Genomic DNA, 11,598 nt, shown 5'->3' on the forward strand with positions numbered 1-11,598 from the left:
GCATTGTTGGTTGTAAGAAAATGTAAAAATAGCATTAAACTCTTTCTTGCTGCTGTCGATATAGCTAGCAATCACGCATTTGTTTTAATAAGAGGTAAGTTATGCGGTTTAGCCAAAAAATAGTGGCGGCATCTTCAGCATTGTTACTGGTTACGGTTGTGTTGTTGTCTGTGCAACAATCAGTGTTAGTCAAAAATGAAGTCGAAACCTTAGTTGATACTAGCTTAACTGAGTTAGAACAAGGAGTGAGCACAGCCGTTAGTGCAGAGATGAACGACAAACGTGCTCTGGCTAAGTCGGTATCAGAAATGATTCAGCTTGACCCAAATAACCGTGACTATGTGTCGGACGTTCTAGAAACATCGGTAGTAAAGCAAAGTTTTATTGCGGTCGGCTTTGGTTATGAAGCGGACGGTTCTTTGGTTGAAAATGATGATGCTTGGGAAGTTGAATCGAGCTATGAACCGCGCACGCGTCCTTGGTATATCGAGTCGAAAAGCCGCGGTGAAGTTGTCGTTACTAGCCCGTATGTCGACCCAACCACTAAGAAAGTGATCATTTCGATTGGCGCGCCAGTTAAGAGCGCAGGCCAGTTCATTGGTAGTCTATTTTACGATGTTGAGTTAAACGCACTGGCAGACTTGGTAAACCAAACCAACTTATTTAATGCAGGTTACCTATTCATCGTGACACAAGATGGCACCACCATCGCACATCCAGATGCACAAAGAAATGGGGATAAGCTCAGCAGTTACTTACCTCAAGTCAGTATTAAAGAAGGCGTACAAAAATTTGAACGTGACGGTAAGCCTTACTTAGTTCGCTTGACTGAAGTGGGCTCAGAAGGTTGGTATGTCGGTGCGTTGGTTGATGAATCCGTCGCTTTCTCTGCGATTGATGATATGCGCAATAGCTCGATGATTTACACCGTCATTGCTTTGGTTCTAAGCGTATTAGTGCTATCACTGCTGATCAAAGTCTTAATGCGTCCATTAGTGGTGCTCAACAAAGCGATTCAAGATGTGGCCTCTGGTGAGGGGGATTTAACCCAAAGACTGGATACCAATACAGATGAAGAATTTGCTGAACTGGCGAAAGGGTTTAATACTTTCACGGAGAATTTACAGCAGCAAATTATTCAATCTAAAGCGATCAGCGCTGAAATTCTAATGGGTTCAGAACAATCGGTAGTCGGTGCGCAGCAAGCATCGGTAGCGGTTGCTAGCCAATTGGAAGAGCTTGAGCAATTAGCAACTGCCATGCACGAAATGTCGGTAACGGCAATGGAAGTTGCAAACAATGCCCAAGGCGCATCAGAAGCCGTGAAAGAAGCCGAGCAGGCAAGTAGCACAGGCTCACAAGTGGTGAGTGATACCACCAATGCGATCAGTCAATTGTCTTTACGTGTTGATCAAGCCGTTGAAGAGGTTGCGGGCCTAGAATCGGCTACATCGAACATTGAAACCATTTTGAAAGTGATCAACGACATTGCTGATCAAACCAACTTACTGGCACTCAATGCGGCAATTGAAGCGGCGCGAGCTGGGGATTCTGGTCGCGGTTTTGCCGTGGTTGCAGATGAAGTGCGTACCTTAGCACAGCGAACTCAACAATCTACGACGGAAATTCGCAGTATGATTGAGCAATTGCAAGCGGGGGCAAGTTCGGTCTCTAATGCGATGAATGAAAGTAAAACGACAGCAGATATTGCGGTAACGCACGCGCAGCAAGCGGATCAGTCTCTGCAAGAAATCCGTAATATCATTCAAAGCATTACCGATATGAACATGCAAATCGCGTCTGCGGCGGAAGAGCAAAGTTTGGTAGCAGAAGAGATCAACAGTAACACGGTTCGCATTAAAGATTTGTCGACGCAGGTTTCTGATGCGGCGATTCAATCAAATCAAGCGATGAGTGAGCAAATCGGTCATGTTCGTCAGCAAGATGAGTTATTGAATAAGTTTGTGGTTTAAAGCATCGATATAATCACAAAACACAGCAAATAAAAAACGCCAGCGAATTGCTGGCGTTTTTATTGGAGGTTAACCAACAATTAGTCAACTTGGTTCAAGTAAGCTAATACCACTTCGTGGTGATCTTTGGTCTTAAACTTATTGAATACGTGTTCAATCACGCCTTGCTCGTTGATTAGGAAACTAATACGGTGCAAGCCATCATACACTTTACCCATAAATTTCTACCCTTGGGAATTTTTTTAGACTCAATTGCTGACGATTTATAACAAACTCTAACTTTAACAGTGAGTTAGGTTAATAATTTCTCTTTTTGAACCTCAATTATAGCAGTTGTCATAATTTTTTGTAAATCGGGCTGATTTTGACGTTTATCCAAGCTTGAACTTGTCATAAAAACTAAGGTGTTTCTATAGGTTGATAGTCATCTCGATGGGATCGCTTGGTGATCACACACATATACACTTGTCACCCAACTCACTTTTGGACAAAAATGGTTTAGGGGATTGCTGTAAATCGTTTCTATCAGATTAGTTAAAGTAACTTGAAGCATTAAATGCTGGGTGTTTTTTGATTAAGTGAGCGGATAAGATGATCAATGTTGTAAATGTCATTTTCCGAAATTAGTTTATTATGTTCCAGAAAAATTTCGCCTGCTGGAAGTTTGAAAGCTGATATAAACACCTCATCAAACGGGTGGTTAGTGCTAGGAGTTGTTTCCAGAAAGCTGTCAAATTGACGAGAATCCCATTCATGCTTCTGTCTTAGTGTGTCTCTATTTGAGAAGTACATCATAAATCCCCCACAAGTATAAAACTTAGTTACACTCTCAATATTCTGGAGTGCAATAACGCCTAGCAATTCTACTTGTGACAGAAGATGACCTTGCTCTAGAATTTCATCCGCTCTTCTTACATCAACAAACTTATCTTTGACTACCCAGCTTACCGCTTCATTTTGCTTTTCTTCTTGCATAAAAGTGTCGTAGTGCTGTGTATACATTGATGTCTGCTTGTACTTCTCAAGTGCATCAAAACCAATATATTTTGCAATGAATTCATTAGAATATGGATAAGTGATTGTATCGCCAGTTCTAGCGTAGATCTCTTCATCGTTGAGTAAAACTGGCATTGGATCTATCGCTAACCTCATTACTGCTACAGTTCCAATACAACTCTCGACATATCCAACAAACTCATCGATAAACTCTTCATCATCAAATTTGCCTTTGATTCGAGTTAATGGGTGATTTCTACTAGCGTAAAGCTTATCAAAACCCTGTTTGTGGACATACTTATTGAGACGCTTTTTAACTTTCTCTGTATCTTCAAAAAACTTTGAAAGTTTGCTTTTGATATCCTTAAATTCGCTCTCATTTGATTCCAAGTGTTTAATCATACCTGCATACATTGGAAAATGTTGTTCAGACCTCCATTTATCTAGCTCTCTTACCCTAACTGCTTCTTCGGAATCATAGAGGTACATCATCGTCATTGCGACTTCTAATGACTGACGCAGAGAGTAAAACGCACAGTCAAAATAACCCTGTTCGAACAAGGTAAGACTATTAACAATCAGATGGCTTGCTTCAAAGATGAAGGTGTTGGCAATACTAGCATCAGCTCTTCCTGTGAAGCTGTCTTCGATGTTAGATACATCGAGAAGTAGTTTTTCCTTGCTAGGAACTTGTAGAGGCTTGAGGTGCCTGGTTTCTTTATATTTTCCAAAATCCATAATTTACTCGACTGCTTTCCCCCCTTGGGGGGACAATAGTATGTGATATGGAAAACAGCGATAGGAAAAGGAAAGACTTGCCCTATAACTTCCCCATATTAAACCGAATCAAACAAACGTTAAGAATCTCTTAAACAGTTAGGCTTACTGAGTTTCAGACTCGCATCGTAAGGACTCCAGTAGGAATTTAAATACATCCTCTGGAGCCATAATATAGCTTGGTTGAACTAATAATGATTAAAGCAATATCTCTACTTTTTCTTGGACAAGTTTTTTTTGATTTCTTGTGCTTGTCTATATATATCATCGAAATGTGGACGATTCTCGACTTCGCACTCATTTAAATAACACTTGTATTCCTCTTGAGATTTCTGCGAACTAAAAACCAACCCTTTTTCTTTGCAAAATTTCTCATAACTAATTACTTCTTTCACAAAATACCTCTCTAATTAAATGTCATTGGACAAAATCTAGTCATTTGTAAGCGCTTGGAAGCCTAACACTTTTTATACAGATTTAAGCCGTACCTCACGGATATATAATACGGCCTTTATTTTTTGCTTTCAATTTGAAATCAACAGCTTAGCACTTGACTTGCAAGGGAAAAGTAGGTTCTGTTAAACATAGTATCTGGATTTGCTTAATTCGGATAACTTTTAGTATGGCAAACGCACGCCCTTGATGTGCGAGCGAGTATTTACTCTAGATGATAAAGGGGCATAAATAAGCTAGCCAAGTATGATTAAGGGTTGTGATCACCAAGCGATTCTGTCGTACCTTAATTACCAAGCAACTTTGTCGTTCGCTTAATTACCGAGGGAATTTGACGGTCTCTATTTTTGCGTAATCCTCTGACTATCACTGTAAATTGGTCAGAGGGTGCCAGGATGATCGTTATGGATACTAAATCCTGAGGGATCCCCTCATAATTTCCCCAAAGCACAACCATGTTTGAATAGATTTTGAGCAAGCAGGGTTGCAGCCGCGAGCAAGTCTTCCCTCGTTATTGTGTAGCCAGAATGCCGCAAAACTTCCATCCCTAAGCGCACTGTTGAGAGTACATTTCGATTTTTGACAGTGTTAGCTTGGAAGTGCTTATCCCAACCTTGTTTCTGACCATGAACTCCAGCAAGCCAAAATGTCAGTTGAAGCATTAGGGCGATTAGCAGCATGATATCAAAGCGCTCTGAGCTGCTAGTTCGGCTATGACGGAGGCCTAAACCGTAGGCTGGGCTTTTCAAGTCTCGGAAGGTTTCTTCAATTTGCATACGCTTCGAGTAGAGCCTAACAAGTTGCTTTGGTGTTCGGATTTCAACGGGCAAGTTAGTCGCTAAAACCCATGGTTCTTTTGTCGAAGCGGAGTAGATTTTAGGTGACGGATGATGACAATTAGTCCGTGTCGAACGCTGATTTTTTCGGCCTTTAGGACGTGATTTATACAGTGCAATTTGACATGAAATTGGGTTGCTCTTAGTCAACCTCTTATAGCCTAAAGTCTTTGAGCGACTTGAGGATATGCTATGTAAGTTGCTGATAGGTTGCCAGTTTTCCGCACCTAAATCTGCATATTGCACTTTCCCTCTGACTCGACTTAACCAGTACCAACCTAGCTTTTCAACGGATTTATACCATGGCACTTTAAAGCCAGCATCACTGACAATGAGCGGTGTAGTGTTACTCGGTAGAATGCTTGCAAGGTCGGCTAGAAATTGGTCATGAGCCTTCTTTGAACATTGCTCTGAAAGCGGAAAGGCTTTCTCATAAAGAGTAATAGAACGACCATGTAGTGCCACCGAAGCCCGCAATACCATAAGCCGTTTTTGCTCACGAATATCAGACCAGTCAACAAGAACAATGGGCATCGAATTACCTGAACAGATAAAGCTGGCATGCCAACGGTATACAGCGAGTCGCTCTTTGTGCAAGTGACGATTACCTAACAATCTGTCGATTCGTTTGATGTTATGTTTTGTTCTGGCTTTCGTTGGCAGGTTACGACCAAGTTCGGTAAGAGTGAGCGTTTTACATTCAAGTAATGCGTGGCAAGCCAGCGTTAAACTGTTGAGTCGTTTTAAGTGCAATTCAGGGCAGAATTGGTAAAGAGAGTCGTGTAAAATATCGAGTTCGCACATCTTGTTGTCTGGTTATTGATTTTTCTCAGAACCATTTGATCACATGACAAGATGTGCATCTACCTTAAATTTATGATTTTTATCAAAATCATTAGGGGATTCCTCAGTACTAAATCCCAGCTTACTGTTGATGTCATTGCCAAAGTTGCCCTAGGCAAGATCTCTATTTCAAATGCTTCTAAACTCCTCAACAAATCTCGACGCACTATTGAACGCTATCTAAGACGATATCGAACCGATGGTATTCGTTTTGTGGTTCATGGGAATACAGGGAGAGAGCCACCAAATAAAATGCCCAATGCATTAAAGCGGCAAGTTCAATCTCTTATCAAAGCTAAATACTACGACTTCAATCTGTTGCATCTAGCCGATATGTTAGAAGTGTTTGAAGGTATCAAAATTAAACGGGAAACGCTTCGAACTTGGGCGCATGAAATTCATCATGTGAAGCGAGCTAAGCATCGTCGTGCCAAGGTTCGAAGACGGCGTGAGCGTATGGAAGCTGAGGGGTTAATGCTGCAAATGGATGGTAGCCCACACCTTTGGTTCGGTGAACAAAAGTCCTGCCTTATAGCAATGATTGATGATGCAACCAGTGATGTCCACGCTGAGTTTTTCCCTTCCGAAACCACCGAAGGTTGCCTCAAAGTCATGAAAGATTACATTGAGAAAAAGGGACTGTTCAAAACCCTGTACGTGGACAGAGCGGGTATCTTCGGTGGTGCAAAACGCTGTCACTTTTCTCAGATGCAGCGAGCCTGCGAGGAGCTCGGGATTGAAATCATATTTGCCAACTCTCCACAAGGTAAGGGGCGTATCGAACGAGCCTTTGATACGTTCCAAGATCGCCTCGTTCCTGAATTAAGGTTGGCTGGTATTACCGAGATGGCTCAAGCGAACGACTATCTACAAAACACGTTCATCCCAGACTATTGGGCGACGACATTGAAAGTGAATGCAAAGCAAATCCGCTCTGAGCACACACCTGTTCCCAAACACATCGACCTCGACGCTGTCTGTATCCAAAAAGAGTATCGTAAGATCCGTAGAGACCACACCTTCAGCTATAACAACTCGATGTATCAAATTACTTCTCCCTTGCGGTATTCCATCGTCAGCCAACAAGTTGAGCTACGTAAACGACTTGATGGTGGCTTCACGGCTTACTTTGCAGACCGAGAACTCACAACGAAAGAACTGCTAGAGCCTAGCTCAAGGACTGAATACGGCGAGGAGGTTCAGAAGAAGCTGGATGCTATCGAACTTGCAAATAAGCTAGGAAATGTCAGAGAAGCAGCTCGCCAGAGTGGCTGTTCGGTGAAGAGCATTCACAATAATCGTCAGTTACTCGAAGCACACGGGCCACTTGCTCTAAAACGCATGTATGGGCTGCCACGTCACAACAACCGTATCGACGAAACAACAAGAAACATCGTTATATCGCTAACACTAAAACTCCCTCACCTGACAGCAATCAGGATAAGTGGTGAGATGATGAAGCGTTACAATATCTCAATCAGTCACTCGACCGTCAGGAACATCTGGGTTGATGAAAAGCTCAACACGAGAGTATTACGAGAAGCGCGAGCCGAATCTCTAGTTATCGAATAGATACGGGAGGGAGATAGTGGACTACCCTAAAAAAGGAGCAACGACAGAATCCTTCGGTAATTAGACCGCCAACCTCCCTCGGTAATCACACAAGTATGATTAAGGGATAATCAGCACTGAGTAGTGCTACTGAGTGAACATGTCTGCCTGAAACTCTGCTTTCTTGTTATGCAGGCCACGGTCTTCCAGCCAAGAGTAGAAACGACTTCGTGATACTTGTGCCCCTTTGTCACTAAGTTTTCTTAAAATCTCAGCCTTTGACTTGTCAGAATCAAGCATATTCAATATGAACGCTGTATGCTCATCAAGCTTGGATTTAACCTTCTGTCCCTTCTGGCGGCCAGATGATAGCCCTTTAGCCTTGCGTTTGGCATGACCCGCTTTAGCTCGCTCAGAGCGTTTCTGAGCCTCTACTGCGCTGGCAAACGACTGCCCAATAACGGTAAAAATGATTTCAGCGTTATCAACGTTTTTTGAGCTTATGATGGTGTCGTTATATGCCAAATGCAGCTCACCATATGAGGCGATTTGGCCTATAGCACCTACTAACTCCATAACCTTGTGGCGACCCAGTCGAGTTATATCCGATACAATGATGCTTTGTTGAGAGGAGATGAGGGAATATAACTTCCGCTCACTCAGTTCTGTCTTGGTGGCAGACACATGTTCTTCGATCCAATCTGATATTTGGATGCCATGTTTAGCGGCGTACGCCTTGATAGCTTCTCTTTGAGATTCACCATCGGCTCTCTGTGAATCTGATACTCGAATGTAACCAATCATGCCTGCCCCCAAGTTGAAGAGTTAATAGTTCATGGACGGTTATTTGCTGTTTAGGTAGTCCAGTACAACTTCATGGTGATCTTTGGTTTTGAACTTGTTGAATACATGCTCAAGGTTGCCAGACTCATCAATCAGGAAGCTTGTTCTTACAACGCCCATGTTTTCACGACCCATGAACTTCTTGAGTTGCCAAACACCGTACTTCTCACAAACTTCGTGTTCTTCATCGGCTAGCAATGTGAAGTTAAGCTCTTGCTTGTTGATAAAGTTCGTCAGCTTTTTTGGGGTGTCAGGGCTAATACCAAGCACAACAACATTGTGGGCATCTAGTTCAGCTTTCGTGTCACGCAATCCCTGAGCCTGAACGGTACAGCCAGGAGTCGAAGCGCGTGGGTAGAAATAGAGTAGTACCTTTTTTCCTTGAAGCTCAGAGAGCGTCACTGGGTTATTGTCTTGGTCATTCAGGGTAAAATCTGGTGCAGGTTGTCCAGCTTCGATTGCCATTGGTTTTCCTTACTTTCTCAATTAATGGTATTTGCGTAGCGTTTTTCACCACGTCCTTTTTAGAGCATTTTTATTACGTTAGAGCGTACACTTTTATCGATAATTCAGTGTCCTGTCTAGTGATTACTCCAAACAGGACAACCTTGAATGGCAGTGTTAACTACTTTGGTTTTCTAAATTGGTGTGTAACCACATTGTCTAAACAAGTCGAGACGATTTTATCCATAGCTTTTTCTCGCTGACTCTCATGCAGCATATCCATCAGCTCTTGAACTACTTTTACATGAGTGGCAGCTTGAACAGCTAATGCCTCCTTATGGCTTTGAGCCTCATCGTAATATTCTTTTTTCTTCTTATTGGCTTGCGTTCGTTCACCTTTGAGCGCCTTTATTTCCTTTTGAAGCACCTCAATAGGGGAGTCTGTATTCTCATCTTGAGCAACTTGTACTTCTAATGATTTGTTCTTTATCATCAGAACGACATCGCTGTGCCTTCTAAGTGCGCCAGCAGAAAGCCCAGCTTCTTTTTCAACGCTACTGTTGTTAATTTTGAGTTTGCCTTTTCGCGCTTTATTACGCAGCTCTCTCGATGTTAACTTAGCTACATCACCGCTTAGCAGCCTTTCTAGTGCGTCAATTAGTTTCTTTTTTGTTGCCTGTGACATTATGAAACAACTCCAAATGGGATGAGCAAATCCCTAACTTCATTAGGAAAAACGACTGGCTCATAATCGATACCTAAATCATTCATAATACGTTCTGCCGCTTGAATCTTAATGTAAGATTCAGAGGCAGTTTGAGGGGTGAGTTCATTATTTTCAATATCGTAAAGCATGTGAATTTCAGCCTCTTTACGCTTTGTTTCAGCAAATACGGTATCCACGATGTAGTCATTCTTGCAATCGACGCATTCAATTAGGTTAACAAGCGTTCTTAAGCCACAAGTGGTCGAAGTGCAATATATCCCAGGTGCAACCGCATGAATGTGTCGTTTTTTATTTCGAATTTGCTTTTTCCAGAAATTAAGAGAAAGCATGTCATTATCCACCTTGTCTGTGAATAAGTTACGGTCTTTTTTGGTCATGCTTTTAGCAAACTCTTTGCCTTTACCGCCTGCAACTCTTTCCTTGTTTGCCAATTTTTCATAGATACTCAAATAGACACGAGCTTTTTGGTCGATTCGTTCTTCATCAATTTCGTTCGCAAGTGTCTTTTTCTTTTGCCTGATTTTTTGAAACTTACTGGCATTTTTAGCGTAGTGTCGCGTCATTGCCATAGATACATGACTGAACTGCTGTTTGAGTTGTGGGAAGTTACAAAGCTCGTAACCAATTAAGTAGTAAGCAAAAGAGCGGCGAAGTTGGTGTGGCGTAAACTCGTAATTGCTACCCAATTCAAATGATAAATTGGGGTCAGATACTTTTAGGTCAATTAGGTCTTCATTGGTCAGTGCAATCTCTTCACCCATAGCATCTTTGAACCAAGCTGTAGAGTGTTTTGCTATTTGGGCTTTGTTTATTTTACTAAAATCCCCTTTTGTTTTATGGAAGAAAGATTGTGAGCTAGGATGCTTTTTTCTTAGTGGTGTATGCAGTGCTTGAAGGACTTCATAAGCTTTCATACCAATCTCGGTCGTAACAAACTCATCTTGTATTGATTGAGAGCCTTTTACTGTCTTTGATAGGTTGGTATGGATAATATATATATTCTGGCGGTCTATTATGTCTTCGGTGCAGCCCTGAACGGTGTTCAGATTATACATCTCATCGCCTCTCATTCCCGTACGAGCCATTAATCCCCATAGGCAGCCACCACTAAGCTTTTTAAAAAGTGATAGAGCCTCTCTTAGATTACTGATAGTCCATTGCCCAATCGTCAGCTTTCGCTCGGTGTGGAATTTACTAATGTAATCGCTTGTTATCTCTAGTTTATGGAGGCGTGCGAGAGCCAGTGTCTCTTTTTCATTTGGAGAGTGAAGTGCTGTGAAAGCTTGTTGAAAAGCAATGGTGCGCTTTTTGCCTTCTTTATGCGACTTGGCTAAGTACCATGTAATACCACCGTTTTTTTGTCTGGCGTCACCACTGACCAGATACTTAGCATAACCTACATAGGGTTTTTCATAATAGGTGGTAATGTAATCTGCCAGTTGCTCTAGTTCATGACGAAGAGCGTAAGCTTCATTTATCACCTCTTCCGATTTTTGAAGCCCCATATAGTAGAGCCTTTGTGGAATAACGGTATATTGCTCAGCTTCTTTAATAGTTAAACCAAAATCCGAGGCGTTAAGTTTTTTATTTATGTTTACCTCAAATGGCAAGCCTTTGGCTTCTGTATAAAGGCGGTTTAACACGTTGTATATTTTCTCTCTTTCAAAATCGATATCGGTAAAGTCCGTTAGCACCCAAGTTTCGAGTCGGTCAAAGTCAAGCGCAGAGAACGTATTAAGCCCCTCATTTAAAAGCGGGTTGATGACTTTTTTTAGTTCATTTAGCGCGTAATAAAGAGTGTCAAAGGAATGGTCATGAGGTGAAAGCCACATCATTTTAAGTATGAGCACTCTAAGCTCATTTTTTAGGTTGCGCTCAATCACTTTGCCATCGTTAGTAAACTCTAGGGTACGGGGCTTCTTTGCTTGCGGCTCAATATGAGACTGCAAATTTCTCCAAGCTTCATCATCGGCAATTTTACCTAATGATTCACCTGTCACCGTGAAGCCTATATCAAGAGCTTCGAGTTCATCCCAATCGCCGCGCTCAATCGCTGGCTTTAATACATCTATTAAGTAATTAGTATGAGCGCCAACGTTTTGTTGCGCTTTAAGAAGCTTGTTTTGGTGCTCTAGGTTAGAGAGTTTTATCATGT

Annotated in this window: 8 protein-coding genes and 1 pseudogene; 2 read left to right on the forward strand and 7 right to left on the reverse strand. The window is 41.9% G+C overall.

The window, feature by feature from the left end:
- Positions 1–101 precede the first annotated feature (101 nt).
- On the forward strand, positions 102–1,973 hold the full coding sequence (locus tag RJD38_RS10695; protein ID WP_065545583.1) for a methyl-accepting chemotaxis protein: 1,872 nt from the start codon (positions 102–104) through the stop codon (positions 1,971–1,973).
- Positions 1,974–2,053: 80 nt separating this feature from the next.
- Here RJD38_RS10695 and RJD38_RS10700 read toward each other — a convergent pair.
- From RJD38_RS10700 to RJD38_RS10710, 3 genes and pseudogenes are all read right to left on the reverse strand, one after another.
- Positions 2,054–2,197, reverse strand: a pseudogene (locus RJD38_RS10700) (thioredoxin-dependent thiol peroxidase); the annotation flags it as partial.
- Between the two features lie 328 nt (positions 2,198–2,525).
- Positions 2,526–3,707, reverse strand: coding sequence for a hypothetical protein (locus tag RJD38_RS10705; protein WP_367971268.1), 1,182 nt, complete (start codon positions 3,705–3,707; stop codon positions 2,526–2,528).
- A 923-nt stretch (positions 3,708–4,630) separates the two neighbouring features.
- Entirely contained in the window at positions 4,631–5,839 is a 1,209-nt protein-coding gene (locus tag RJD38_RS10710; protein WP_032073033.1) for an IS4 family transposase, read from the reverse strand.
- A gap of 72 nt (positions 5,840–5,911) precedes the next feature.
- On the opposite strand from RJD38_RS10710, the gene RJD38_RS10715 reads away from it, so the two are divergent.
- On the forward strand, positions 5,912–7,450 hold the full coding sequence (locus RJD38_RS10715; protein WP_367971449.1) for an ISNCY family transposase: 1,539 nt from the start codon (positions 5,912–5,914) through the stop codon (positions 7,448–7,450).
- Positions 7,451–7,576: 126 nt separating this feature from the next.
- Here RJD38_RS10715 and RJD38_RS10720 read toward each other — a convergent pair whose 3' ends face one another.
- From RJD38_RS10720 to RJD38_RS10735, 4 genes are all read right to left on the reverse strand, one after another.
- A complete protein-coding gene (locus tag RJD38_RS10720; protein WP_065429989.1) occupies positions 7,577–8,233 on the reverse strand; it encodes a recombinase family protein in 657 nt (218 codons plus the stop codon).
- A gap of 39 nt (positions 8,234–8,272) precedes the next feature.
- The gene (bcp, locus tag RJD38_RS10725; protein ID WP_065429990.1) at positions 8,273–8,737 is read right to left on the reverse strand and encodes a thioredoxin-dependent thiol peroxidase; all 465 of its coding nucleotides are present in this window, start codon (positions 8,735–8,737) and stop codon (positions 8,273–8,275) included.
- A gap of 160 nt (positions 8,738–8,897) precedes the next feature.
- Complete coding sequence (locus RJD38_RS10730; protein ID WP_065429991.1) at positions 8,898–9,401, reverse strand: bacterioferritin comigratory protein; 504 nt, start codon at positions 9,399–9,401, stop codon at positions 8,898–8,900.
- On the reverse strand, positions 9,401–11,596 hold the full coding sequence (locus RJD38_RS10735; protein WP_065429992.1) for a tyrosine-type recombinase/integrase: 2,196 nt from the start codon (positions 11,594–11,596) through the stop codon (positions 9,401–9,403). Before RJD38_RS10735 ends, RJD38_RS10730 begins: the two co-directional genes overlap by 1 nt.
- Positions 11,597–11,598: the final 2 nt, after the last annotated feature.

Origin of the sequence: Vibrio scophthalmi, assembly GCF_040869025.1 — a bacterium.
GTDB lineage: Bacteria > Pseudomonadota > Gammaproteobacteria > Enterobacterales > Vibrionaceae > Vibrio > Vibrio scophthalmi.

What these genes read in the sequence shown, in the direction of transcription:
- RJD38_RS10695 (WP_065545583.1), top strand. Translation starts at nt 102, where the DNA reads ATGCGGTTTAGCCAAAAAATAGTGGCGGCATCTTCAGCATTGTTACTG.
- RJD38_RS10705 (WP_367971268.1), bottom strand. Translation starts at nt 3,707, where the DNA reads ATGGATTTTGGAAAATATAAAGAAACCAGGCACCTCAAGCCTCTACAA.
- RJD38_RS10710 (WP_032073033.1), bottom strand. Translation starts at nt 5,839, where the DNA reads ATGTGCGAACTCGATATTTTACACGACTCTCTTTACCAATTCTGCCCT.
- RJD38_RS10715 (WP_367971449.1), top strand. Translation starts at nt 5,912, where the DNA reads ATGATTTTTATCAAAATCATTAGGGGATTCCTCAGTACTAAATCCCAG.
- RJD38_RS10720 (WP_065429989.1), bottom strand. Translation starts at nt 8,233, where the DNA reads ATGATTGGTTACATTCGAGTATCAGATTCACAGAGAGCCGATGGTGAA.
- bcp (WP_065429990.1), bottom strand. Translation starts at nt 8,737, where the DNA reads ATGGCAATCGAAGCTGGACAACCTGCACCAGATTTTACCCTGAATGAC.
- RJD38_RS10730 (WP_065429991.1), bottom strand. Translation starts at nt 9,401, where the DNA reads ATGTCACAGGCAACAAAAAAGAAACTAATTGACGCACTAGAAAGGCTG.
- RJD38_RS10735 (WP_065429992.1), bottom strand. Translation starts at nt 11,596, where the DNA reads ATGATAAAACTCTCTAACCTAGAGCACCAAAACAAGCTTCTTAAAGCG.